The 22969-nt window shown below is 67.9% G+C and carries 29 protein-coding genes and 1 tRNA gene; 16 read left to right on the forward strand and 14 right to left on the reverse strand.

Going from position 1 to position 22969, the window contains the following annotated elements; translation table 11 throughout:
• Positions 1-67: 67 nt before the first annotated feature.
• Together BGN95_RS21695 and BGN95_RS21700 are read right to left on the reverse strand one after the other, a co-directional pair.
• Entirely contained in the window at positions 68-547 is a 480-nt protein-coding gene (locus BGN95_RS21695) for a Fur family transcriptional regulator (RefSeq protein ID WP_286773980.1), read from the reverse strand.
• A 46-nt stretch (positions 548-593) separates the two neighbouring features.
• Positions 594-974: a MerC domain-containing protein gene (locus BGN95_RS21700; RefSeq protein WP_179512681.1), complete on the reverse strand. Its 381-nt coding sequence runs from the start codon at positions 972-974 to the stop codon at positions 594-596.
• 148 nt (positions 975-1122) lie between these two features.
• Here BGN95_RS21700 and BGN95_RS21705 point away from each other — a divergent pair, with 148 nt between their 5' ends.
• The 5 genes from BGN95_RS21705 (at position 1123) to BGN95_RS21725 (ending at position 4572) form a co-directional block, all read left to right on the forward strand.
• Positions 1123-2151: a COX15/CtaA family protein gene (locus tag BGN95_RS21705; RefSeq protein WP_286773981.1), complete on the forward strand. Its 1029-nt coding sequence runs from the start codon at positions 1123-1125 to the stop codon at positions 2149-2151.
• Entirely contained in the window at positions 2148-2462 is a 315-nt protein-coding gene (gene cutA / locus BGN95_RS21710; RefSeq protein WP_179512683.1) for a divalent-cation tolerance protein CutA, read from the forward strand. Before BGN95_RS21705 ends, cutA begins: the two co-directional genes overlap by 4 nt.
• Before the next feature lie 118 nt (positions 2463-2580).
• The gene (gene rplM / locus BGN95_RS21715; RefSeq protein ID WP_179512684.1) at positions 2581-3060 is read left to right on the forward strand and encodes a 50S ribosomal protein L13; all 480 of its coding nucleotides are present in this window, start codon (positions 2581-2583) and stop codon (positions 3058-3060) included.
• Positions 3060-3608 (forward strand): 30S ribosomal protein S9, encoded by a 549-nt coding sequence (gene rpsI / locus BGN95_RS21720; RefSeq protein WP_179512685.1) that lies wholly within the window; start codon positions 3060-3062, stop codon positions 3606-3608. Before rplM ends, rpsI begins: the two co-directional genes overlap by 1 nt.
• A gap of 328 nt (positions 3609-3936) precedes the next feature.
• Entirely contained in the window at positions 3937-4572 is a 636-nt protein-coding gene (locus BGN95_RS21725) for a retropepsin-like aspartic protease family protein (RefSeq protein ID WP_286773982.1), read from the forward strand.
• Here BGN95_RS21725 and BGN95_RS21730 read toward each other — a convergent pair.
• The 4 genes from BGN95_RS21730 to lepA all read right to left on the reverse strand — a co-directional run bounded on the left by BGN95_RS21730 (position 4562) and on the right by lepA (position 8504).
• Positions 4562-5164 carry an ATP-binding cassette domain-containing protein gene (locus tag BGN95_RS21730; RefSeq protein WP_179512687.1) on the reverse strand — a complete coding sequence of 201 codons (603 nt, stop codon included), beginning with the start codon at positions 5162-5164 and terminating at the stop codon, positions 4562-4564. The genes BGN95_RS21725 and BGN95_RS21730 overlap by 11 nt on opposite strands.
• A complete protein-coding gene (gene modB, locus BGN95_RS21735; protein ID WP_432423353.1) occupies positions 5154-5837 on the reverse strand; it encodes a molybdate ABC transporter permease subunit in 684 nt (227 codons plus the stop codon). The genes BGN95_RS21730 and modB overlap by 11 nt, the downstream gene beginning before the upstream one ends.
• Before the next feature lie 2 nt (positions 5838-5839).
• On the reverse strand, positions 5840-6583 hold the full coding sequence (modA, locus tag BGN95_RS21740; protein WP_286773983.1) for a molybdate ABC transporter substrate-binding protein: 744 nt from the start codon (positions 6581-6583) through the stop codon (positions 5840-5842).
• Between the two features lie 124 nt (positions 6584-6707).
• Positions 6708-8504 (reverse strand): translation elongation factor 4, encoded by a 1797-nt coding sequence (gene lepA, locus BGN95_RS21745; RefSeq protein WP_179512689.1) that lies wholly within the window; start codon positions 8502-8504, stop codon positions 6708-6710.
• A gap of 142 nt (positions 8505-8646) precedes the next feature.
• Here lepA and BGN95_RS21750 point away from each other — a divergent pair, with 142 nt between their 5' ends.
• A complete protein-coding gene (locus BGN95_RS21750) occupies positions 8647-9615 on the forward strand; it encodes a CsgG/HfaB family protein (RefSeq protein ID WP_179512690.1) in 969 nt (322 codons plus the stop codon).
• A gap of 194 nt (positions 9616-9809) precedes the next feature.
• On the opposite strand, the gene BGN95_RS21755 is transcribed toward BGN95_RS21750, so the two are convergent.
• Together BGN95_RS21755 and pnuC are read right to left on the reverse strand one after the other, a co-directional pair.
• Positions 9810-10331 carry an AAA family ATPase gene (locus BGN95_RS21755; protein ID WP_179512691.1) on the reverse strand — a complete coding sequence of 174 codons (522 nt, stop codon included), beginning with the start codon at positions 10329-10331 and terminating at the stop codon, positions 9810-9812.
• A complete protein-coding gene (pnuC, locus tag BGN95_RS21760) occupies positions 10328-10906 on the reverse strand; it encodes a nicotinamide riboside transporter PnuC (RefSeq protein WP_286773984.1) in 579 nt (192 codons plus the stop codon). Before pnuC ends, BGN95_RS21755 begins: the two co-directional genes overlap by 4 nt.
• Positions 10907-10978: 72 nt before the next feature.
• Here pnuC and BGN95_RS21765 point away from each other — a divergent pair, with 72 nt between their 5' ends.
• From BGN95_RS21765 to maiA, 5 genes are all read left to right on the forward strand, one after another.
• Complete coding sequence (locus BGN95_RS21765) at positions 10979-12280, forward strand: FAD-dependent oxidoreductase (RefSeq protein WP_286773985.1); 1302 nt, start codon at positions 10979-10981, stop codon at positions 12278-12280.
• A gap of 113 nt (positions 12281-12393) precedes the next feature.
• Positions 12394-12470 (forward strand) — tRNA-Pro (locus tag BGN95_RS21770).
• A gap of 445 nt (positions 12471-12915) precedes the next feature.
• Entirely contained in the window at positions 12916-13896 is a 981-nt protein-coding gene (locus BGN95_RS21775) for a right-handed parallel beta-helix repeat-containing protein (RefSeq protein ID WP_265271709.1), read from the forward strand.
• A 129-nt stretch (positions 13897-14025) separates the two neighbouring features.
• Positions 14026-15351 carry a homogentisate 1,2-dioxygenase gene (hmgA, locus tag BGN95_RS21780; protein WP_286773986.1) on the forward strand — a complete coding sequence of 442 codons (1326 nt, stop codon included), beginning with the start codon at positions 14026-14028 and terminating at the stop codon, positions 15349-15351.
• Positions 15348-15983, forward strand: coding sequence for a maleylacetoacetate isomerase (gene maiA / locus BGN95_RS21785; RefSeq protein WP_286773987.1), 636 nt, complete (start codon positions 15348-15350; stop codon positions 15981-15983). The genes hmgA and maiA overlap by 4 nt, the downstream gene beginning before the upstream one ends.
• Positions 15984-15989: 6 nt before the next feature.
• On the opposite strand, the gene BGN95_RS21790 is transcribed toward maiA, so the two are convergent.
• Positions 15990-16211, reverse strand: coding sequence for a hypothetical protein (locus BGN95_RS21790; RefSeq protein WP_286773998.1), 222 nt, complete (start codon positions 16209-16211; stop codon positions 15990-15992).
• Between the two features lie 187 nt (positions 16212-16398).
• On the opposite strand from BGN95_RS21790, the gene crcB reads away from it, so the two are divergent.
• Genes crcB through BGN95_RS21805 form a run of 3 tightly spaced genes read left to right on the forward strand, consistent with a single transcriptional unit; the run spans position 16399 to position 18484 of the window.
• Positions 16399-16779 (forward strand): fluoride efflux transporter CrcB, encoded by a 381-nt coding sequence (crcB, locus tag BGN95_RS21795; RefSeq protein WP_179512697.1) that lies wholly within the window; start codon positions 16399-16401, stop codon positions 16777-16779.
• Entirely contained in the window at positions 16776-17873 is a 1098-nt protein-coding gene (locus tag BGN95_RS21800; RefSeq protein ID WP_286773988.1) for an RluA family pseudouridine synthase, read from the forward strand. The genes crcB and BGN95_RS21800 overlap by 4 nt, the downstream gene beginning before the upstream one ends.
• The gene (locus tag BGN95_RS21805; protein ID WP_286773989.1) at positions 17873-18484 is read left to right on the forward strand and encodes an FMN-binding negative transcriptional regulator; all 612 of its coding nucleotides are present in this window, start codon (positions 17873-17875) and stop codon (positions 18482-18484) included. The genes BGN95_RS21800 and BGN95_RS21805 overlap by 1 nt, the downstream gene beginning before the upstream one ends.
• 38 nt (positions 18485-18522) lie before the next feature.
• Here the strand turns inward: BGN95_RS21805 and BGN95_RS21810 are convergent, their stop codons facing one another.
• On the reverse strand, positions 18523-18747 hold the full coding sequence (locus BGN95_RS21810) for a hypothetical protein (RefSeq protein ID WP_179512700.1): 225 nt from the start codon (positions 18745-18747) through the stop codon (positions 18523-18525).
• A gap of 168 nt (positions 18748-18915) precedes the next feature.
• Here BGN95_RS21810 and BGN95_RS21815 point away from each other — a divergent pair, with 168 nt between their 5' ends.
• Both BGN95_RS21815 and BGN95_RS21820 read left to right on the forward strand, forming a co-directional pair.
• Positions 18916-19143: a hypothetical protein gene (locus BGN95_RS21815; protein WP_179512701.1), complete on the forward strand. Its 228-nt coding sequence runs from the start codon at positions 18916-18918 to the stop codon at positions 19141-19143.
• On the forward strand, positions 19140-19829 hold the full coding sequence (locus BGN95_RS21820; protein WP_179512702.1) for an ATP12 family chaperone protein: 690 nt from the start codon (positions 19140-19142) through the stop codon (positions 19827-19829). Before BGN95_RS21815 ends, BGN95_RS21820 begins: the two co-directional genes overlap by 4 nt.
• 103 nt (positions 19830-19932) lie before the next feature.
• Here the strand turns inward: BGN95_RS21820 and gmk are convergent, their stop codons facing one another.
• The 4 genes from gmk to BGN95_RS21840 all read right to left on the reverse strand — a co-directional run bounded on the left by gmk (position 19933) and on the right by BGN95_RS21840 (position 22891).
• Complete coding sequence (gene gmk, locus BGN95_RS21825; RefSeq protein ID WP_286773990.1) at positions 19933-20589, reverse strand: guanylate kinase; 657 nt, start codon at positions 20587-20589, stop codon at positions 19933-19935.
• A 77-nt stretch (positions 20590-20666) separates the two neighbouring features.
• A complete protein-coding gene (locus tag BGN95_RS21830) occupies positions 20667-20879 on the reverse strand; it encodes a hypothetical protein (protein WP_179512704.1) in 213 nt (70 codons plus the stop codon).
• 1 nt (position 20880) lies between these two features.
• The gene (gene fumC / locus BGN95_RS21835) at positions 20881-22272 is read right to left on the reverse strand and encodes a class II fumarate hydratase (RefSeq protein ID WP_179512705.1); all 1392 of its coding nucleotides are present in this window, start codon (positions 22270-22272) and stop codon (positions 20881-20883) included.
• A 130-nt stretch (positions 22273-22402) separates the two neighbouring features.
• On the reverse strand, positions 22403-22891 hold the full coding sequence (locus tag BGN95_RS21840; protein ID WP_179512706.1) for an SspB family protein: 489 nt from the start codon (positions 22889-22891) through the stop codon (positions 22403-22405).
• Positions 22892-22969 lie beyond the last annotated feature (78 nt).

Here is a 22969-nt window from a genome sequence, read left to right on the forward strand (position 1 = left end):
GTGGGGGAGGTCGCTCATGCGAGCGTCCTACTCCAGCCGAAAACCGCTGTCGATTGCGACGGTTCGATCAGTTCGCCGGTTGCGCGCATATCGCGCAGGTGCCGCGCACCTCGATCACCGGACGTTCCGGGACAAAACCAACGCCTTCCGCCGCGCGGCGCACCGCCTGGGTCAATTTGTCGTCGTCGAGATGCGTCGTCTGCCCGCAAACGTCGCACACCAGGAAAATGCAATCGTGGCGGCAATCGGGGTGCGCGTTGGCGACATAGGCATTGGCGCTTTCCACCCGCCGCGCGAGATTCGCGCCGACGAACAGATCGAGGATGCGGTAGACGCTGTTGGCGGCGATCCGTCGCCCCTCGCGCTTCGACACCGCATCAGCGATGTCATAGGCCGAGGCCGGTTTGTCGAACCCGGCGAGCGCGCCGAACACGCTGGCGCGCATCGCGGTCCATTGCTCGCCCGACCGCTCCAGCGTCTGCTGCGCGGCGCGCGCGAGATCGTCGCCCTGCGGCTCGTGATGATCGTGGTGGGCGTGAGCGGCCATAACCTAAATCTAGGCCTCGCGAGGCCCCGCGACAACCCGGCGGGTGTCAGTTCTCGGCGCGGCGGTTGAGATCGTGACCGAACGCAAGGATGCCGACCCCGATCACCGTCCACAAAGCTTCGGCATGGCTGCCGTCGTGCGGCAGCGTCATCGCGCCGGCCATGATGCCGAGCCCCAGGCTGCCCATCGCCAGCGGCATCAGATAGCCGTGGTGGAGCACCCCGCGGCCCAGCGCCACCGCGCCGAGAATGATCGCCAGCGTCAGCCCGACCTCGTGAAAGATCGGGTTGCCGAGCATCCCGCCGACCGTCGACAGCATCGCCACCAGCACCGCGCTGGCGAGGCAATGCACCACGCACAGCCCGGACAGCATGATTGCCATCCGATCGAGCGCCCCCATCGGGCCAAGGCGAGTCGTGCTTCCCATTCGCCGCGCCATGTAGCGCGCCTGGCGGTATGTTACAATATCACATCGTCAATTTTCCTTCGCCGGCCCGCCTTCGCTTGGCACAAAGGGCGGGCTGAGCTAGGCGCGGCGGGTCTTTTTCCTCATCGAATACGTTCAAGGGCGGCCCATGCTGCAACCTACCCCCGGCTATGTTTCGACCGCCCGCCCCGCCACGCTGGCGCGCTGGCTGTGGTGCGTCGCGGCGCTGATCGTCGCGATGGTGGTGGTCGGCGGGATCACGCGGCTCACCGAATCCGGGCTGTCGATCACCCAGTGGAAGCCGATCAGCGGGATCATCCCCCCCCTCAACGACGCGCAATGGCAGGCCGAGTTCGCGGGCTACCAGCGCATCCCCGAATATCAGCAGCTCAACCGCGGAATGACGCTCGCCGGGTTCAAGGCGATCTTCTTCTGGGAATATATCCACCGCGTGCTGGGCCGCGTGATCGGGCTCGCCTTCGCGCTGCCCTTGCTCTGGTTCGTGGTGAAGCGCCGCGTACCGCGCGGCTATGGCTGGCGACTCACCGGGATTCTCGCGCTGGGCGGGCTGCAGGGCGCGATCGGCTGGTGGATGGTCAGCTCCGGCCTGTCGGTGCGCACCGACGTGAGCCATATCCGCCTCGCGGTCCATCTGATGACCGCGCTCGTGATCCTGGCGGCGATCGTATGGACCGCGCTCGATCTCAACGATCTCGCGCATAATCCGCTGGCGCGCCCGGCACGGCTGCGCCCGATCGCGATCATTGCCCTGCTACTGCTCGCCGCGCAGATCACCTTCGGCGCCTTCACCGCCGGGCTCGACGCGGGTTACGCCTTTGCCAGCTGGCCGCTGATGGGCGACGCTTTCTTTCCGCCCGAGGTGCCGATGCTGACCCCGGCGTGGATCAATGCGGTCGACAATCCGATCGTCGTCCAGTTCATCCACCGCTGGCTCGCCTTCGTCGCCGCGGGCGCGCTGTTCATCCTCGCCCTGCGCGCCGGGCGCGGGACGGGCACCGCGGTCGTGCTGCTGGTGGTGCTGCAGGTCTCGCTCGGCATCGCGACGCTGCTGACCGGGGTGCAGATCGGCGTCGCGGTCGCGCATCAGGCCAATGCCGCGCTGCTGCTGATCGCCACCGTCGCCGCGGCGCATGTGATCGGCGCGCGGCGCCGGTGACCGCCACTATCGCGATCGTCCAGGTCACCTGCCCCGATCGCGACACCGCCGAATCGATCGCGCGGACCTTGCTCGCGGAACGGCTGATCGCCTGCGCCAATATCCTCGACTGCCGTTCGGTCTATCGCTGGCAGGGCGCGATCGAACAGGGCGACGAGGTGGCGATGCAGCTCAAGACGCTCCCCGCGCGGATCGATGCGGTGGCGGCGCGAATCGCCGCGCTCCACCCTTATGATCTTGCCGCGATCGAGCATTGGCCGGCGACCGCCACCCCCGCGGTCGCCGCGTGGGTCGCCGAAGCGGTATTATAATACCCGTCAGGAACCGCGCGGAAATCTTGACTTTCCGCCGGCCCTCCCGCATTGGCCGCGCGTCGGCGCCGTGCCCCGCGGGTGCGGCGTCCTTTCGTTTTGATGAGGTCGAACAGCCATGAAGGCGCTGATGAAGACCACCAAGTCGGCCAAGCCGCATGAGGTGGAGAAGAAGTGGCATATCGTCGATGCCGACGGCCTGGTGGTCGGTCGCGCGGCGGTGGTGATCGCCAATGTCCTGCGCGGCAAGCACAAGCCGAGCTTCACCCCGCACGTCGATTGCGGTGACAATGTCATCGTGATCAACGCCGACAAGATCCGTTTCACCGGCAACAAGCTGGCGGACAAGGTCTATTACAAGCACACCGGCTATGCCGGCGGCATCAAGGGCGTCACCGCCGGCAAGGTGCTGGAAGGCCGCTTCCCCGAGCGCGTGCTCGAAAAGGCCGTCGAGCGCATGATCCCGCGCGGCCCGCTCGGTCGTCAGCAGATGCGCAACCTGCGCATCTTCAAGGGCAGCGAGCATCCGCATGCCGCGCAGAACCCCGAGCCGCTCGACATCGCGGCGATGAACCGCAAGAACAAGGTGGGCGCATAATGTCCGACAATCGCCAGTCCCTCGCCGACCTCGGCGCCGCGCTCAACCAGCAGCGCGAGGCGGCCGTCACCGCTTCGGAAGACAAGGCCGAAGCCTATCTCGCCGGCCAGATCGACGAGCCGGTCCAGCGCGCCCCGCTGCGTGCGCAGGAGCTCGACAAGTTCGGCCGCGCCTATGCGACCGGTCGCCGCAAGGACGCCGTCGCCCGCGTGTGGCTCAAGCCCGGCACCGGCAAGATCACGATCAACGGCCGTGATCAGGAAATCTATTTCGCGCGTCCGACGCTGCGTCTCGTCATCAACCAGGTGTTCGGGATCACCGAGCGCGAAGGCCAGTATGACGTGATCTGCTCGGTCAAGGGCGGCGGGCTTTCGGGTCAGGCCGGCGCGGTCAAGCACGGCATCAGCCAGGCGCTGACCAAGTATGAGCCGGCGCTGCGTTCGCCGGTCAAGGCCGCCGGCTTCCTCACCCGCGACAGCCGCGCGGTGGAGCGTAAGAAGTACGGCCGCGCCAAGGCACGTCGTAGCTTCCAGTTCTCGAAGCGCTAATCCGCCTTCGGCGACAACGAATTGGGGCGGCCCGGCAACGGGCCGCCCTTTTTCGTGTCCGGTGGGGGGCAACCGGTCGACACAGGCACCACCGTAGCTGCGGCCCCTTCGACTGCCTGCCTTGGCAGGCAGGCGCTCAGGACAGGCTTGAGCCGGGGTCCATCGGGAGGCAGGCGCTGGACAAGAGGCTCTAGCCGCAGGGCGTGCGGCACAATGGACCTCGGCTCAAGGCCCGGGTGACGACGGGAAATTTACAGTCGGTCAGGCTATGTACAGCCTCGCCATTACAGGGTCCGCGCGCCTTCCCCTGCTCTCCCGGCCGCCCCCCATGCCCGATCTCGCCCACTTTACCCCGCACCTCCCCACCTTCGCGCTCCTGCTCGGCGTCATCGTCCTCGCCGGGATGCTGCGCCGCGTCCCGATCGTCGGGCGCGTCGTGAACCTCGCGATCCTGCTCGGTCTCGTCTTCGTGCTGGCGATGCTGGTCGACGAGCGCGGGCGGATGGACCCGCATGTCGGGCGCTTCATGCGCGCATTCGATTCGTCGGCCGAGGAGGTGACCGGCAAGGAAACCCGCGTCCGCATGTCGCGCGACGGGCATTTCTGGGTCACCGCCCGTTTCGGCGGCACGACGCGGCGGATGCTGGTCGATAGCGGCGCGACGATCACCGCTTTGTCCGCCGACAGCGCGACCGAGGCCGGGCTCGATGTCGAGCAGCCCGATTTCCCGGTGCTGCTGCGCACCGCCAACGGCACGATTCACGCGCAGACCGCCACCGTCGACGAATTGCAGCTCGGCAATGTCGTCGCCCGCGACCTGCCGGTGGTCGTCTCGCCGTCGTTCGGCAATGTCGACGTTTTGGGGATGAACTTCCTCTCGCGGTTGCAATCGTGGCGGGTCGAGGGCGACACGCTCGTGCTCGTCCCGCATCACCCGCAGCGCGCCGCGGTCGCTACATCCTGACCACCCGCGCGCACAGCCGCTCCGCCTCGCGCTCGTCGTGGGTGACGAGCAGCAGCGGCAGCCCGCTGTCGTCGCGCACGCGCTCGATCAGCCGCATCGCTTCCTCGCGCCGCAGCGCGTCGAGCGACGACAAGGGCTCGTCGAGCAGCAGGAATTCGGGATCGGACAGCAACGCCCGACCGATTGCCACGCGCCGCGCTTCGCCCCCCGACAAGGCGCGCGGCCAGCGATCGAGCAGATGCGCGATATCGAGCGAGGCGGCGATCGTCGCCAGCCGCGCCGCATCCTTCGCGCCGTAGAGCAGGTTGCGCCGCACATCGAGATGCGGGAATAGCCGCGCGTCCTGAAAGACATAGCCGGCGCGGCGATGATGCGCCGGCACCTCCACCCGCGCCGCGCGATCGGTCAGCACGCGTCCGCCGACACGGACATGCCCGCGATCGGGGCGCAGCAGCCCGGCGATCATGTCGAGCACGCTGGTCTTGCCGACGCCCGACGGGCCGACCAGCGCCACCGCCTGTTCTTCCGCGACGAAGGCGGTGGCGACCAAGGCATCGCCGCGGCGCAGCGTCACGTCGATATCAAAGGACATGCACGCCCCGCCCGGCGCGGCGCGCCAGCCATTCCGAGACGAGCAGCGCGACCAGGCTGATCGCGACCGAGATCGCCGCCAGCCGCCACACCAGATCCTCCCCGCCCGGCCGCTGGAGCGCGGCATAGATGGCGAGCGGCAGCGTTTCGGTCTCGCCCGGCACGTTGGAGACGAAGGTGATCGTCGCGCCGAATTCCCCCAGCGCGCGCGCAAAGGCGAGCGTCGCCCCGGCGAGCACGCCCGGCCAGCACAAGGGCAAGGTGATCGTGCGGAAGGTCCGCCAGCGCCCCGCGCCCAGCGTCCGGGCCGCATCCTCGAGCCGCCGGTCGACCGACTCCAGCGACAGCCGGATCGCGCGCACCGCGAGCGGCAAGGCCATCACCGCCGCCGCCAGCGCCGCGCCGGTCCAGCGGAACAGCAGGGTCACCCCGAACCAGCGTTCGAGCGGCCCCCCGATCGGCCCCGCCGGCGCGAAGGCGATCAGCAGCACCCAGCCGGTCACCACCGGCGGCACCACCAACGGCAGATGGATCAGCGCATCGAGCAAGGTCCGCCCCGGAAACCGCCCGCGCGCCAGCGCGTAAGCGAGCAGGAAGGCGACCGGCAGCACCGCCAGCGTCCCTACCCCGCCGACCAGCAGCGACAGCCGCACGATCGACCAGACGCTCTCCACCGTCAGGGCCGCGTGAAACCGAAGCGGGCGAAGATCGCGTGGCCGCGCGCACTCAGCAGGAAGCGGCGAAAGCCCTCCGCCGCCGGGTTACGCGACGCCGCGAGCCGCGCGACCGGATAACGGATCGGCGGGTGGCTCGATGCCGGGAACATGCCGGCGACGCGCACCTTCGTCGATGCCGCGGCGTCGGTTGCATAGACGATCCCGAACGGCGCAGCGCCACGCTCGACCAGCGCCAGCGCCGCGCGGACATTCTCCACGCGCACCATTTTGGGCGCGATCGCCTGCCACGCGCCGAGCTTCTCGAGCGCCGCCTGGCCGTATTTGCCTGCCGGCACCGCCGCCGGATCGGCCATCGCCACCGCGCCGCGCGCCAGCGTCGCGCCGAGCGTCCGCACCGTCAGCCGCGTCCGTCCGCTCGCCGGCTCGACCACCACCAATCGGTTGCCGACCAGATCGGCGCGCGTCCCCTGGGCCAGCAGGCCCTTCGCAGCGAGCGCGTCCATCCATTCCTCGTCGGCGGAGACGAACAGATCGGCCGGGGCGCCCGCGATCGCCTGCCGCGCGAGCGCGGAGGAGGCGGCGAAGGAGATCGTCGGCCGCTGATGCCCGGCGCTCGCCCAGGCATCCGCGGCGGCGTTCATCGATTCCTGCAACGAGGCGGCGGCGAGGACCAAAGGCGCGCGCTCCTGCGCGGCGGCGGGGATAGCGAGGAGCGCGAGGATAAGGGCGATCAAAGTGCGCACGCATCGCTTCTCCCAACCGTCACCCCGGCCTCTGTCCTGAGCGCCTGCCTGCCAAGGCAGGCAGTCGAAGGGGCCGGGGTAACGGGGAGGCTCACCCGTCATTGGCGCAATGACGGGGAGAACATCACCCCTCGTCGCCCATCCGCAGCGCGGCGATGAAGGCTTCCTGCGGAATCTGCACCGACCCGTATTCGCGCATCCGCTTCTTACCTTCCTTCTGCTTCTCGAGCAGCTTGCGCTTACGCGTGATATCGCCGCCATAGCATTTGGCGGTGACGTCCTTGCGCAGCGCGGCGATCGTCTCGCGCGCGATCACCTTGCCGCCGATCGCCGCCTGGATCGGGATCTTGAACAGATGCCGCGGGATCAGATCCTTGAGCCGCTCGCACATTCCACGCCCACGCGTCTCGGCCGAGGCGCGGTGGACGATCATGCTCAGCGCGTCGACCGGCTCGGCATTGACCAGGATCGACATCTTGACGAGGTCCCCCTCGCGATAGCCGATCTGGTGATAGTCGAAGCTGGCATAGCCGCGGCTGATCGACTTCAGGCGGTCGTAGAAATCGAACACCACTTCGTTGAGCGGCAGTTCGTAGCGCAATTGCGCGCGTCCGCCGACATAAGTGAGGTCCTTCTGGATCCCGCGCCGGTCCTGGCACAATTTGAGGATCGAGCCGAGATATTCGTCGGGCACGTAGATCGTCGCGTCGATCCACGGCTCGCTGATCGTCTCGATCTTGTTGGGATCGGGCATGTCGGCCGGGTTGTGCAGCTCGATATGCCCGCCGCCGTGGGTCAGCTCGATCTGATAGACCACACTCGGCGCGGTGGTGATGAGATCGAGGTCGTATTCGCGGGTCAGCCGCTCCTGGATGATCTCCAGATGCAGCAGCCCGAGGAAGCCGCAGCGGAAGCCAAAGCCCAAAGCCGCCGAGGTTTCCATCTCGAAGCTGAACGAGGCGTCGTTGAGCCTGAGCTTGCTGATCGATTCGCGCAATTTCTCGAAGTCGTTGGCGTCGACCGGGAACAGCCCGCAGAACACCACCGGCTGGACTTCCTTGAACCCCGGCAACGCCTCGGTCGCGGGGCGCTTGGCGTCGGTCAGCGTGTCGCCGACGCGCGCCTGCGCGACATCCTTGATCTGCGCGGTGATGAAGCCGATCTCGCCCGGGCCGAGATCGGTCAGTTGCTCGATCTTGGGGCGGAAGCAGCCGACGCGATCGACCAGATGCTGCGTCCCCGCCTGCATGAAGGTCACCTGCTGCCCCTTGCGCAGCGTGCCGTCGACGACGCGGACGAGGATCACCACCCCGAGATACGGGTCGTACCAGCTATCGACCAGCATCGCCTTCAACGGCGCGGCGGGATCGCCCTTGGGCGCCGGGATGCGCTCGACCACCGCGTCGAGGATCTCGTCGATCCCGATCCCGGATTTGGCCGAGGCGAGGATCGCGTTGGAGGCGTCGAGACCGATGATATCCTCGATCTCGTGCCGCACCTTTTCGGGCTCGGCGGCGGGGAGGTCGATCTTGTTGATCACCGGCACGATTTCGTGATCGTGCTCGATCGACTGATAGACGTTGGCGAGCGTCTGCGCCTCGACCCCCTGCGCCGCATCGACCACCAGCAGCGCGCCCTCGCACGCGGCGAGGCTGCGCGACACTTCATAAGCGAAATCGACGTGGCCCGGCGTGTCCATCAGGTTGAGGACATGCCCCTTCCACTCGAGGCGCACGGTCTGCGCCTTGATCGTGATGCCGCGCTCCTTCTCGATCTCCATATTGTCGAGCACCTGCGCGGACATCTCGCGCTCGGAGAGCCCGCCGGTGCGCTGGATCAACCGATCGGCCAGTGTCGACTTGCCGTGATCGATGTGCGCGATGATCGAGAAGTTGCGGATACGGTCAAGCGGGGTGGTCATGATGACTGCGCCTCTACGGGCTGGCGCAACCTGCGTCAAAGGCGGCGCTGGCAACACAAGAGGGCTGGTGTTAAGCCTATGGGAACATTACGGGTCGCATGGTTCTGACTCGCGCCGGGAGGCGCTGTACAGGGGGTTCGAAATGCTGAGGAATTTTGCGTTGGTTGCCGCCGCGTCGGCAATCGCTTTGCTTGCGTCGTCGGCCGATGCGCAAAAGCTTGCCAAGCCGTCCGCCGGCCAGCGGCTGCAGGACCAGACCGCCAGCGACGTGCCGCATTGCACCCGCAAGCTCGGCACGCTCTCGATCGTCGACGGCGACGATCCCCGGCCGTGGACGCAATATAGCCTCGCCCCGCCCTCCAAGCTGCTCAAGGTGCTGGTGCAGCGTTCGGGCTGCTTCAACCTCGTCGATCGCGGCAGCGGGCTTCAGGCGGCGCAGCGCGAGCGTGACATCGGCGCCGATCTCGGCCTGCAGCGCCGCTCGAACGTCGGCCAGGGCCAGATCAAGGCCGCCGATTACGTGCTGGTCGCGGAAATCCAGGGCGCCAATTCGAACGTTTCCGGCGGCGGCGGCGGGGCCGGCATCGGCGGGCTGGTCGGCGGCCGCTTCGGCGGACTGCTCGGCGCGATCGGCAGCAAGAAGATGGAAGCGAACACCATCCTCTCGCTCACCAACGTGCGCACCACCGAGACGATCGCCACCCAGGAAGGCTATGCCGCCAAGAACAACCTGACCTTCGGCGCGGGCGGCGGCGTCGGCTTCCTCGGCGGCGCGGTCGGCGCGGTCGGTGGCGGCTATGACAATACCGATATCGGCCGGATCGTGACCTTGTCGTTCATCCAGGCCTATTCGAAGATGGTCACCGGGCTCGGGCTGATCCAGCCGGGGCAGCAAGGCACCGCCGAGGCCGCGCCGGCCAAGACCTTCACCGCGCAGGCCCCGCTCGCGCTGCGCGCCAGCGCGCTCGCCACCGCGAAGACGATCCGTACCCTGCCCGCGGGCGCGATCGTCTATCCCACCGGCAACAAGAACGGCCTGTGGTGGGAAGTCGCCGACGAGAACGACAATGTCGGCTGGGTGCTCAACACCAAGCTCGCACCGTCGAAGTAACACGGCAAACAGGCTCGGCGCGTCAATCGGCGCGCTGGGCCGTGTTTCTCCGTTAAAGCGTCGGGCACTTTCCCTACCCCGTTCGCCCTGAGCTTGTCGAAGGGCTGTCTTTCTTCTTCCACGAAAGAAGTGCAGGGCTTCGACAGGCTCAGCCCGAACGGTGGCGAGCTAAACGCAGTTTAATTGAGGTAATCTTAGGCCGCGCGCGCCATCTCGATCGCGGCGAGCGCATTGGCATAGCGCGCCTCGCCTTCGCCGCGCACCATCACCCACGGCACCCCGCGCCGGTCGAGCTCCTCGCGCGACAGATCGAAGAATCGCCGCCGCGCCTCGGCCGTACCGAACATCCGCGTGCCGTCCTCGACCCACGGCAGGTCGATATCGAACAGTAGATAGAGATCGGCGGTATTCTCCCATCGCGCGAACCACGGATCGCGCCGCCCGAACATCATGTCCGCCCATACCGCGCTCATCAGCGCATCGGTGTCGACGATCACCGGCCAGCGCCCCGCCGCGACCGCCGCGCGGACGCTGAGATCCTGGGTATGCGCGATCATCACCAGATCCGACATGGTGAGATCGATGCCGTAGCGCTCGCAATAGGTGCGGCCGAATTCGGTGATCACCGGGCTGCCGAAATGCGCCGCGAGCCGGGTCGACATCGTCGACTTGCCGGTGCTTTCCGGGCCGTGGAGACAGATGGTGCGCAACGTCATGCCGCGAGCGCCGCCGCCGGGCGATGCTCGGCGCGCCCCCAGTCGATCAGCCCCCACACCGCCAGCGCCAGATAGATCACGTACAACCCCGCGAAGAGATAGAGTCCCTTGAGCGCGTACATCGGCACCGAGGCGAGGTCCACCGCGATCCAGATCGCCCAATTCTCGATCCGCCGCCGCGCCATCAGCACCTGCCCCGCGACGCTCGCAGCGGCGATCCCGGCATCCCACCACGGATAGGCCGCATTGGTGAAACGGTGCATCGCCGCGCCCCACAGCAAGGTCGCGACCGCCCAGCCGATCGCCCAGCCGGCACGCGCGGCATTGCTCATCCGCTCGACCGCCACCTCCCCGAGCCGGTGCCGCGCGCGCATCCAATTCGCCCAGCCGTAAAGATTGGCGGCGACGAAGAAGCCCTGGAGCATCGCGTCGCTGTACAGCCGCGCCTCGAACACCACGACACCGAGCAGCACCACCGACCCGATCGCGGTGGGAAAGGTCCACACATTGCGCCGCGCGGCGAGCGCGACGCACGCCACCCCCAGCACCGTCGCGATCCATTCGAGCATCGACATCGCCGCCGTCGATAAGCGGCTTGCCCTCCCCCGCCAAGCGGTTAGCTTGGCCGGCCTGAGGAGAAACGCCATATGCGCCACGTCGCCGTGATCGGGTCCGGCCCCGCCGGTTACTATACCGCGGAAGCCTGCCAGAAGGCGTTCGGAGACGAGGTGAGGGTCGACATTATCGATCGCCTTCCTGTGCCTTACGGGCTGATCCGCAGCGGCGTGGCGCCCGATCACCAGTCGATCAAGGCGGTGTCGAAACGCTATGAAGCGACCGCGCTCAGCGACAATGTGCGCTTCGTCGGCAATGTCATGATCGGGCGCGACATCTCGATCCCCGAACTGGTCGAACGTTATGACGCGGTGGTGCTGGCGACCGGCGCGCCGCACGATCGCGCCCTCGGCATCCCGGGCGACGACCTGCCGGGCGTGATCGGGTCGGCGGCGTTCGTCGGCTGGTATAACGGCCATCCCGATTTCGCCGATCTCGCGCCGGTGCTCGACGGGCCCGGCGCGGTGATCGTCGGCGCGGGCAACGTCGCGCTCGATGTCGCGCGCATCCTTGCCAAGACCGGGGACGAATTCGCCGGATCGGATATCGTCGCCGGTGCGCTCGCCGCACTCGGCGAGCATCGCATCGGGCGAGTGACGATCCTCGCGCGCCGCGGGCCGCACGAGATCGCGATGACCCCCAAGGAATTGGGCGAGCTCGGCCACCTCGCCCGCGCCACCGCGCGGGTCGACCCGGCCGATCTGCCCCCGGTGGAGGCCGATGCCGCGCTCGACCCGGGGCTGCGCAAATCGGTCACCCATTTGCGCGCCTTCGCCGAAAATACCGCCGACGCGCCGATCACGATCGATTTCGATTTCTTCGCGATGCCGGTCGCGATCGAGGGCGACGGCAAGGTCGAACGCGTGGTGGTGGAGCGTACCGAGCTCGATTCGACCGGCCGCGCGACCGGCACCGGCGAGACCTATACGATCCCCGCCGGGCTGGTGGTGAGTTGCATCGGCTATCGCACCCCGCCGCTCGAGGGTGTGCCGTACGACGCGAAGCTCGGCCGATTCGCCAACGAGGAGGGCCGAATCGGTCCCGGCCTTTATGCGGTGGGCTGGGCGCGGCGCGGCCCGACCGGCACGATCGGCACCAACCGACCCGACGGCTTCATGATCGCCGACCATATCGCCGCCGACACGACGGGCGACAGCGGCAAACAGGGCCGCGCCGCGCTCGATGCGCTGCTCGCCGCGCGCAAGGTGGATGTCGTCACCTTCCGCGACTGGCAAGGGATCGAGCGCGCCGAAATCGCCAATGCGCGCGCCGGCGCGCCGCGCGAGAAATTCACCTCGCTCGACGCGATGCTCGCCGCGCGCGACCCGGCATGAACAGCGCGCTTGCCGAGCGAGAAAGAGCGCTTGCGCGGGGCGAAAGTGCTGGCTATAGGCGCGCCTCCAGCGACCGGTAGGCCCCCGAAAACGGCCGACGACCGGTACTCCGTCGGGGAGTAGCTCAGCCTGGTAGAGCACTGTCTTCGGGAGGCAGGGGCCGGAGGTTCGAATCCTCTCTCCCCGACCATTTTCCAGCATCGGGACGGAAAGCCGCGGGAACGCCGCCTTTCATGCGCGCTGCTGCGAGTCGGATGCGCGAAACGCGATCGAGGCGATCGCCGCTGGTCCAGCCAATATCGATGAAGCGTGCGCCCCGTCCGGCGACGGTGACGGCGCATTAACCTCCGCTGATTAAAGCGGATGGCATGAAAATCATCCCGGCCCTCGCTCTTGCTGCGCTTATCTCGACCACCGCCGCCTGCGGGGGTTCCGACCCCGCCGGTTCCGCGGGTACGACCGCGGTCGCCGCGCCAAAAGCGACGCCACCCGGCCAGGACAAGCAAACGTCGACTCCGACGCCGACCCCCACACCGACACCGACGCCGACCCCGACGCCAGCACCGACGCCGACACCGGCGCCGTCGACCTCCACCTCCACGACTCCGGTCAGCGCGGCAGAGTGGACGGCGCTATTGAAGGCGGCGACGCCGGGCAGCACGATCGACCTCGGCAACCGCCCCGTGACGTTCGCGCGCTATCGCGGGTTGGCCAATGTCACGATCCGGGGCGGCGTGTTCGGCTTCATCACGCTCGATCAGTGGCAGAACGTCACTTTCTCCGGCACACGGTTCGAGGCGCGTCCGGAGGACGATCCCAATGCGCCGCTGATCATCGCCTATCAGCCCAACGGCCTGCATTTCGACGCGACGACCTTTGTCGGCGCGCTGAACTCGGCCGGGCAGCTCGGCTATGGCTCGATCAGCGTGCGCGCGGGGAACAACGTCACCATCGCCCATTCGAGCTTCCACGATATGAACAATTCGCTCGGCTTCATCCGCACCACCAACGTGCAGGTGACCGACAATAGCTTCGCCTATATCCGCGAGGGGATACAGATCGTCGGCGCCACCAATGTCGTCGTGGCGCGCAACACCTTCGGCCCCTACCGCCCGGCGCCGGGCGATCACGCCGACGGCATCCAGTTTTTCACCACCGGATTGACGCTGGCCGACGACCACGGCGCGCGCAACGTGTTGATCGAGGACAATCTCTTCGATCCGGGCGAAGGATATCGCGCGCAGGGTGTTTTCATCGGCGACGAAATCAATCTCGCGGCACAAGGCCGCGGCCATTCGGATATCACGGTCCGCAACAACGCCCTGATCGGTACCGGCTGGCACGGCATCAGCGCGGGGACGGCGATTCCGAACCTGCTGATCGAGAACAACAAGCTGCTGATCCGGCTCGGTGCGGACGGCGTGACCGATAATTGGATCCTGGTGAAGGCCGGCGGCGGCATCGTCCGCAACAATTACGCCGGAAGCATCACCCTCGCGCCCGATGTGACGGCGAGCGGCAATACCTCGGTCAAACGCGCGGCGACCGCCTCGGAGATCACCAATGCGATGACCGTGCTCGCGCAATGGGTTCAGGCCGCGCTGGCCGCGCTGTAACCGGATCGGTTCGGCGCGCGCCGGCATCGGCTGGTGGGCGCCGAGCGCGGGCTGAGCCTATCACCGATTGACACCACCCCTGCCCGCTCGATATAGTATCAATTGCAACTATATGGAGCGCTCGGCGCCGTGGACGACGCACATTCTCCGGGCCGGACCGATGCGGCCGGCGGCTATCTCCCCGGCTTCGGCAACCACGTATCGACCGAGGCGGTCGCGGGTGCGCTGCCGATCGGGCGGAATTCGCCGCAGCGCGTGCCCTTCGGCCTCTACGCCGAGCAACTCTCCGGCACCGCCTTCACCGCGCCGCGTCACGACAATCGTCGCTCGTGGCTCTATCGCCTGCGCCCGTCGGCCAACCATGCCGCCTATCGCCGCTATTCCGGCGGCGCCGCGCTGCGCAGCGCGCCGTTCGACGAGGTTGCGCCCTCGCCCAACCGGCTGCGCTGGGATCCGCTGCCGATCCCGCCAGCGCCGACGGATTTCGTCGACGGCCTCGTCACTTACGGCGGCAACGGCGATGTCGGCGCGGCGATCGGGGTCGGCATCCATCTGTATGCCGCCAATCGCTCGATGGAGCGCCGCGCGTTTTTCTCGGCCGATGGCGAATTGCTGATCGTCCCCCAGCAGGGGCGGCTGTCGATCGTTACCGAGCTGGGGCTGATCGGGATCGAGCCGCAACAGATCGCGCTGATCCCGCGTGGGGTGCGCTTCCGCGTCGCGATCGAGGGGCCGAGCCGCGGCTATGTCTGCGAGAATTACGGCGCGGCATTCAGGCTGCCCGATCTCGGCCCGATCGGCGCCAACGGCCTCGCCAACCCGCGCGATTTCGAAACCCCGCGCGCGCATTTCGAGGATCGCGACGAGCCGACCGAGCTGATCCAGAAATTCCAGGGCGGGCTGTGGACGACGACGCTCGATCATTCACCGTTCGACGTGGTGGCGTGGCACGGCAATCTCGCACCGTGCCGCTACGATCTGCGGCGGTTCAATACGATCAACACCGTCAGCTTCGATCATCCCGATCCGTCGATCTTCACCGTGCTGACCAGCCCGAGCGACACCCCGGGCACCGCCAATTGCGATTTCGTGATCTTCCCGCCGCGCTGGATGGTGGCGGAGGGCACGTTCCGTCCGCCGTGGTTCCACCGCAACGTGATGAGCGAGTTCATGGGGCTGGTCCACGGCGCCTATGACGCGAAGGAGGGCGGCGGCTTCGCCCCCGGTGGCGCCTCGCTGCACAACCAGATGAGCGCGCACGGCCCCGATCGCGCGACCTATGAGAAAGCGATCGCCGCCGATCTCGCCCCGCACAAGATCGACGATACGATGGCCTTCATGTTCGAGACGCGCCACGTCATCCGCCCGACCCGCTGGGCCGATGAGGCGCAGACCCGCCAGCGCGATTACGACCAGGTGTGGGACGCTTTCGCCAAGGCGGAGCTGCCGCGATGATCCTCCACGGCTATTGGCGCTCGGGCGCGGCCTATCGCGTGCGGATCGCGCTCAACCTCAAGCGGCTCGATTATATCCAGTCCGCGCACGATCTGCGCAGCGGGGCGCAGCGCGACACGGCGTTCCTCGCGCTCAACCCGCAAGGGCTGGTGCCCGCGCTGGAGATCGGCGACGGCACGACGATCACGCAATCGCCGGCGATTCTCGAATGGCTCGAGGAGCGCTATCCCGACCCGCGGCTGCTGCCCGACGGCGCCGAGGCGCGCGCGACCGTCCGCGCGATGGCCGCGCTGATCGGCTGCGACATCCACCCGCTCAATAATCTGCGCGTGCTCAACGCGTTGCGTGCCGATTTCGGCGCCGACAGCGCCGCCGTGCTGCGTTGGACCGCGCAATGGATCGGCCAGGGCTTCGCCGCGCTCGAAACGCTGATCGCGCGCCACGGCGAGGGTTTCGCCTTTGGCACGACGCCGACGCTCGTCGACTGCTATCTCGTGCCGCAGGTCTATTCGGCCGAGCGCTTCTCGGTCGACCTCACGCCTTATCCGCACCTCGTCGCCGCGTGCGAACGGGCGCGCGCACTGCCCGCTTTCGAGGCGGCGCATCCGAGCCGGCAACCCGACGCGGATTGAGCGGGTTCAGAGGATTCCGCCGCCCAATGCCAGCCGGACGATCGCGATCACCAGCACGATCAGGTTGAAGTTGCGTCCCGAATCGCTCGACGAGAGCATCCCGAACAAGGCGCCGACCGCGGCGATCGGCAGAGCCGCCCAGTTGAGCCAGCCGAGCAGCGGGATCACGCCGGGAACGGCGAACAACAGCGCGACGAGACCGATCAGGATCGAGACGATATTGAGCATGTCGAGCAAGATGGCACCTTATCGGTGTATTGCAAGGGCAAGACGGCCGGTCGGTCCTTCACCGTCACCCCGCGCTTGAGCGGCGATGACGCAGCATGTGCGGCAGGGGCACCGCGCTGCCTCAGCGTTTTGCGCATGTGAATCGCCTTCCCTTCCGCTCGCGCGTCATCCGCGCTACGGCGACGCGATGCAGAATCTTCTGATCGTGATGCTGGGGGGCGCCTTCGGCTCGGGCGCGCGGCATCTCACCGGGCGCGTGATGCTCGGCTGGCTCGGGCCGAACTGGCCGTGGGGCACGCTGACCGTCAATATCGTCGGCGGGCTGCTGATGGGCTTGCTCGTCGGCACGCTCGCGCGTTTCTCGACCGGCGGCGGCGAAAGCTGGCGGCTGTTGCTCGGGGTCGGGGTGCTCGGCGGCTATACGACCTTCTCGTCCTTCTCGCTCGAGGTGGTGACGATGATCGAGCGCGGGCTGTGGGCCGGCGCGCTGAGCTATGTGCTGCTCTCGCTGTGCGGCGCGGTGCTCGCATTGTTCGGCGGCCTCTTCGCCGTGAGGGTGCTGGCATGAGCGACGCCGTCCGCCAGTTCACCGTCGCGCCCGATGACGACGGCATCCGCGTCGATCGCTGGTTCAAGCGGCATTTGCCCGACACCAGCTTCACGATCGTCGCCAAATGGGCGCGCACCGGGCAGCTCCGGCTCGACGGCGCGCGGGTCGGCCCGGGCGATCGTGTCGCCGCCGGGCAAGTGCTGCGCGTGCCCCCGGCCGAGCCGGTGCGCGCCGACGCGCGGCCGGTGCGCCAGCGCCCGACCTTGTCCGAGGACGAAGTGGCGTTCGCGCGCGAGATGGTGATCCACAAGGACGATGCCGCGCTGGTGCTCAACAAGCCCCCCGGCCTTGCGACCCAGGGCGGCACCAAGACCACCGCACATGTCGACGGCCTGCTCGATGCGCTCTCCTTCGAGGCGGAGGGGCGGCCCAAGCTGGTCCACCGGCTCGACAAGGATACATCGGGCGCGTTGCTCGTCGCGCGCACCGCGCGGGCGGCGGCGTTCTTCGCCAAATCCTTCTCCGGGCGCTCGGCGAAGAAGGTCTATTGGGCGCTGGTGGTCGGCGTGCCCTCGATCGAGGACGGCACGATCGACCTGCCGATCGCCAAGCAACCCGGCACGGGCGGCGAGAAGATGCATGTCGACGAGGCCGAGGGCCAGCCCGCGCGCAGCCGCTATCGCGTGATCGAGCGCGCCGGCAACCGCGCCGCCTGGGTCGAGCTCCAGCCCTTCACCGGGCGCACGCACCAGCTCCGCGTCCATATGGCGGCGATCGGCCGCCCGATCCTGGGCGACGGCAAATATGGCGGGCAGGCCGCGTTCCTGACCGGCGGGATCAGCCGCAAGATGCACCTCCACGCACGGCGCATCCGCGTCGATCACCCCGATGGGGCCAAGATCGACGTCACCGCCGAGCTGCCGCACCATTTCGCGGAAAGCCTCGCCGGGCTCGGCTTCGACGCGGCGGCGGGGGACAATCTGCCCCCCGACACCCCGCCCCCGCCGACCCGCGAGACGCAAAAGGCCAAGGCGCGCGCGCATGCCAAGACGGTGCGCAAGGCGCGCCGCGGCGAGCGCCGCTCGCGCGGCCCGGGCGCTGGACGCGGCTGATGCACCCCGATGCCGCCTTCGCCATGTCGGCCGAGGCGGCGCGGGCGTTCGCCGCCGATATCGCCTTTGCGCATATCTTCGTGCTGGCGGGGGAGGCGCCGGCGGTGGTCCACGCGCCGGTGGTGATCGAGGCGACGGGCGATCTGTCCTTCCACCTCGCGCGGCGCAATCGCGCGATGCCGATCGCCGCGGGCACGCGCGCGATCGCCAGCTTCGGCGGCCCCGGTGCCTATGTCAGCCCCGATTGGTATGGCAGCGCCGATCAGGTGCCGACGTGGAATTATGTCGTCGCGGAGGCCGAGGGCGCGATCGAGCCGCTCGACGACGATGCGCTGATCGCGCATCTCGATGCGACGTCGGCGGTGCAGGAGGCGCGGCTCGCGCCCAAGCCGGCGTGGACCCGCGACAAGATGGACCCGCGCCGGTTCGATGCGATGCGCGGCGCGATCATCGGCTTCACGCTGCGCGTGGCCGAATGGCGCGGCACCGCCAAGCTCAGCCAGAACAAATCGGCGGCCGATGTGCGCGGGGTGATCGCCGGGCTGCGCGGCATCGGCAAGACCCATCCGGCGGAGCTCATCGAACGCGCCAACAAAGCGCGGCTTGGATAAGGGCTTCGTCTACCGTTGAAACGCGATACGTCGGGAAATCAGATCGCCGTCACGCTCGGCACCGACAGCGCGGCAAAGCCGAACCACGAGAGCGCCGCGATTCCGAACAGCAGCAGCGAGATCCCGCCGGTCACCCCGCACAGCACATAGCCGGTATATTGCATGATCGGCGGATTGGGACGCCGCAGCTTCGCGTTGCGCGATGCGCCGCTCAGGATGAAGCAAACCAGCAATGCGTAAACGAACACCATCGGGCCGGCCATTCGCCCTTGTCTCCATGCTTCGATCATGCGGGAACCGGCACCGTGCCGGCGTGCACGCGTTAAACATAATCCGCAGGGGTTACCAAGCGGCTTACGCGGCGTCCGGCGCTGGCCCGGCGCAATTCGTCGCGACTGGCGTCGCGCGCGCGGATCGGCCATAGCCCGTACATGGCCGCATCCGATCCCGCCCCCGATCCGGCAAAGGTCCGCTGGTTCTATATAACGCTCGCCCGGCTCGCCGGATCGGGCGGCGCGGTGCTGGGGGTGCTGCTGCTCGCCAAGGGCGACACGACGGGGCGCAAGATCCTCGGCGGCGCGATCGTGCTCGCGGCGCTGGCGATGATGGCGATCGTCCCGCGCAGCCTCGCGCGGCGCTGGCGGAGCCCGCCGCAATGAAGCGCTTCTGGAAGGACGTGACGCTCGACACCGACGGCGGGGTGCTGCTCGACGGCCGCCCGGTGCGCACCCCTGGCCGCGCCCCGCTCGCGCTCCCCACCCCCGCGCTGGCGGAAGCGGTGGCGGACGAATGGCGCGCGGTGGGCGAGACGCTCGATCCGCGCGCGATGCCGCTCACCGGGCTCGCCAATGCCGCGATCGACCGCATCGCCCCCGATCCCGCGCCGTTCGCGGCGGAGGCGGCGCGCTATGCCGAAACCGACCTCACTTGCTATCGCGCCGATTCGCCAGCCGAGCTGGTCGAGCGCCAGCGCGCGGCGTGGGAGCCGCTGCTCGACTGGGCGCGGCAACGCTACGACGTGCATTTCGAGACCACCGCGGGGGTGATGCATGTCGCCCAGCCGCAAGCGACGCTCGACCGGTTGGCCGAAGCGGTCGCGACGCGCGACCCGTTCGCGATCGCGGCGCTGCAGGCGATCGCTTCCGCCACCGGCACGATCGTCGGCACGCTGGCGCTGGCGGAGGGCGCGATCGACGCCGAGACTTTGTGGCGCGCGGCGCAGGTCGATGAGGATTGGCAGATCGAGCATTGGGGCGAGGACGAACTCGCGACGCGCGCCCGCGAGGCCAAGCACGCAAGCTTCGACGCGGCTGCGCGCTTTCTCGCCGCGCTGGGGCGGGGTTAGCTCCAACTCCCGTTCGCCCTGAGCTTATCGAAGGGCTGTTCTTCTTTCCGCGGAAGAAAATGCAGGGCTTCGACAGGCTCAGCCCGAACGGAGGATAGGCGGACTAACCCGCCCGCCGTAACTTACGGATGAAGCCGATCAGCCCGGTCTGCCGCGAGCGCTTCAGCCGTTCCGCCGAAAGGATCGTGCGGACCTGCTGGAAACATTCCTCGACATCGTCGTTGACCAGCACATAATCATAGCCGTCCCAATGGCTTACCTCATTGGCGGCGCGCGACATACGGCGGTCGATGATCTCGGTCGAATCGGTCGCGCGCTTGAGCAGCCGCTGGTGCAATTCCTCCATCGACGGCGGCAGGATGAACACGCGGACCACATCGCCCCCGGCGATCTGGTAGAGCTGTTGCGCGCCCTGCCAGTCGATGTCGAACAGCACGTCCTTGCCCGCACCGAGCATCTCGTCGACCGGCGCGCGCGGCGTGCCGTAACGCTCGTCGAAGACATGCGCCCATTCGAGGAATTCGTGCGCCGCGGTCATTTCGCGGAAGCGCTCGAGCGAGACGAAGTGATAATCCTTCCCGTCGACCTCCCCCGGCCGCATCGCGCGCGTCGTGGCGGAGACCGACATGCAGAGATGCGGATCGTTCGCCAGCAATTTGCGCGCGATGGTCGATTTGCCCGCACCCGACGGCGAGGACAGCACGAAAAGCACACCGCGGCGCTTGAAGCCGTGCGGATCGGGCTGGGAGGGATCGTCCATGCGCGCTACTGACGTGCGCAAGGGTCGGGCGTCAAGCGTCCTCTCAAGCTGTCCCCTTCAGCGGAAGGGGCTTGGCTTCAATTGCCCTCGGTCGGCGCCCCCTGTCGCGCCTTGCGCCGGTCATAGGCCTTTTTCGCGACATAAGCGCCGCCCAGCGCCAGCCCGAGCGGCCCCATCCGCGTCACCGCGCGGGTGACGAGCGCGCCGAACAGCGCCCCCTTCACCCCGCCGCCGCCCTCGCGCCGCTCCAGCTCGCTCCCGACCAGCGCGCCGATGATCGTCCGCAACATATCAACTTCCCAACATGGTTTCCGGCCGCACCACGCGGTCGAAGGTCGCCGCATCGACCAGCCCCAGCGCGATCCCCGCCTCGCGCAGGGTCAGCCCCTCGGCATGCGCATATTTGGCGATCTTCGCGGCATTGTCATAGCCGATCTCGGGCGCGAGCGCGGTCACCAGCATCAGCGATCGGTCGAGCAGATCGGCGATCCGCCGCTCGTTCGCCTCCAGCCCCTCGACGCAACGTTCGGCGAACGATTCCATCGCGACCGCCAGAAGGTCGATCGAGCGCAGCACCGCCGCGCCGATCATCGGCTTGAACACGTTGAGCTCGAGATGCCCCTGCGCGCCGCCGACGGTGATCGCGACATGGTTGCCGATCACCTGCGCTGCGACCATCGTCAGCATCTCGCATTGCGTGGGGTTGACCTTGCCCGGCATGATCGAGCTGCCCGGCTCGTTCGCCGGCAGATCGAGCTCGCCGATTCCGCAGCGCGGGCCTGAGCCGAGCAGGCGGATATCGTTGGCGATCTTGGTCAGCGCCACCGCGAGCGTGTTGAGCGTCCCCGACAGATGCACCAACGGATCGTTCGACCCCAAGGCTTCGAAGAAATTCTCCGCCGGGATGAACGGCTCGCCGGTGATGTCACGCAGCGCGGCGCAGAAATCCGCGGCGAAACCGGGCGGCGCGTTGAGCCCGGTGCCGACAGCGGTGCCGCCCTGCGCCAGCCGCCGCGTGCCGTGCTCGATCGCCGGCTCGATCCGGCGGCGGCAGCGATAGAGCTGGTTGGCGTAGCCGGAGAATTCCTGTCCCAGGGTCAGCGGGGTGGCGTCCTGCAAATGGGTACGGCCGATCTTGACGATCCCCGCCCAGCCCTTCGCCTTGGCATCGAGCGCGGCGTGGAGCCGGTCGAGCGCCGGGAGCAGCCGGTCGCGCATGCCGAGCGTCGCGGCGATGTGCAGCGCGGTCGGGAAACTGTCGTTGGAGGATTGCCCGCGGTTGACGTCGTCATTGGGATGGACCGGGGATTTGCCGCCGCGCGTCCCGGTGAGGATCTCGTTGGCGCGGCCCGCGATCACCTCATTCGCGTTCATGTTCGATTGGGTGCCGCTGCCGGTCTGCCAGATTACCAGCGGGAATTGATCGTCATGCTCGCCCGCGACGACCTCGGCCGCGGCGCGCTCGATCGCATCGGCCTTGTCGGCAGCGAGGCCGTGCGCACGATTCACCCGCGCCGCCGCCTGCTTCACCAGCGCGAGCGCGTGGACGATGCCGATCGGCATCCGCTCGCGTTCGCCGAACGGGAAATTCTCGATGCTGCGCTGGGTCTGCGCGCCCCAATAAGCATCGGCGGGGACAAGGATCGCGCCGATCGAATCAGTTTCGCTACGGGTCTGGGTCATAATAGGCTCCACAAACGAAGGCCATCGCGGGAGCAAGTCCCGTGACGTCGGACGCGGTGTTGCCGCGCCGGCCGGCCGTTCGCGTCGCTTCGCGAGCGCCACGCTGCCTTGCTGCGCGGCTCGCTCCGGCTCACTTCTTCCGCTTGAAATCCACCGCGACGACGTTCGATCCGTCCTCGATCGGGGTGCCGGCCGGGCCGTCATTCTCCGCCGGATCGTGGCCGCCGGGGCCGTCCTCCGGCCCTTCCTGCGCCTGGAAGCGCAGCTCGAAATTGACCGCCGGATCGTGGAATCCGGTCACCGCCGAATAAGGGATGACCAGCTTCGACGGCACCTGGTTGAAGCTCAGCCCGACCGAGAAGCGGCTTTCGTCGACCGTCAGATCCCAGAAGCGGTTCTGCAGCACGATCGTCATCTCGTCCGGGAAACGCTCGATCAGCCGCTGCGGGATATCGACCCCCGCGGCCTGCGTCTTGAAGGTGATGTAGAAATGGTGCTCGCCGGGCAGATTGCCGCCATTGTCCGCCACCGAACTGAGCACGCGGCCCACCACGGCGCGCAGGGCCTCCTGCACGATTTCATCGTAAGGTATCAAACTGTCGGGCGCTGAATCGTCCATAAGCGGCTATGGGTAGCGCGGAAGTGGGCGTGGTCAAGCAAAGCTTTCCTTCCCAAATATCATATCCACGCTATGGGA

The sequence above is a fragment of the Sphingomonas sp. 66-10 genome (assembly GCF_001897045.1).
Classification (GTDB): Bacteria; Pseudomonadota; Alphaproteobacteria; order Sphingomonadales; family Sphingomonadaceae; genus Sphingomonas; species Sphingomonas lycopersici.